The sequence below is a fragment of the Zoogloea oryzae genome (genome assembly GCF_030161255.1).
Classification (GTDB): Bacteria; Pseudomonadota; Gammaproteobacteria; order Burkholderiales; family Rhodocyclaceae; genus Zoogloea; species Zoogloea oryzae.
The window spans coordinates 1-618 of record NZ_BSPX01000308.1; the positions used below are offsets into that span (position 1 = coordinate 1).

Below are 618 nucleotides of genomic sequence, written 5' to 3' on the forward strand. Positions count from 1 at the left end.
ACCATTGGAGTTTATTTTGGGAGATGAAAAAGCTTATAAAAGAAACTCTAGGGTTCTCTCTACACAATACAATTATCTTACCTCTTATTTTTACTTTCATCTTCATCTTGTATTCTGGAGTAAAAATAATAAATCACTTTTCTTATTTATTTTGTTATGTCTTTTAATTTTAATTATAGTTTTGCATACCTTAGTATGAGTAGCTAAGCCCAAACTAGGGTGATGAAGCCTCATTGATATATACTAAGTATGTAAACTATATAAGTTTTTACCCTTTTGTGCTTTAATAATTGGTTTATCTCTATGTTGAAACTTAGTTTTTGGTTTATAATCATTAAGATATATTCCAAGTTTCATGAGTAATCACATAGTTTGCAATCTTAATTTTCCATTATTCACACTTAATGCACGGAGGTTATAGATTAACGGTTTGTTGTTAGAAGTTTCACATTCCGTATTTTCATAATAATTTTTTGTATTTTGTGTAGTTCAAAAGGAAATAACTTTTAAAAGATAAACCTCATTTGACTAAAAGGTCATAAATCATCTATTCCAATTTTATGTAAAATTATATATAATATACATGCTTAATATATTAATGCGGTAGATTCTCCCTAT

At 26.5% G+C, this 618-nt stretch carries 1 protein-coding gene; it reads left to right on the forward strand.

The window, feature by feature from the left end; genetic code table 11:
* Positions 1 to 199 (forward strand): hypothetical protein (locus QQK25_RS23495; protein WP_284190124.1); only part of this gene is annotated, 199 nt, incomplete at its 5' end.
* Between the last annotated feature and the right edge of the window lie 419 nt (positions 200 to 618).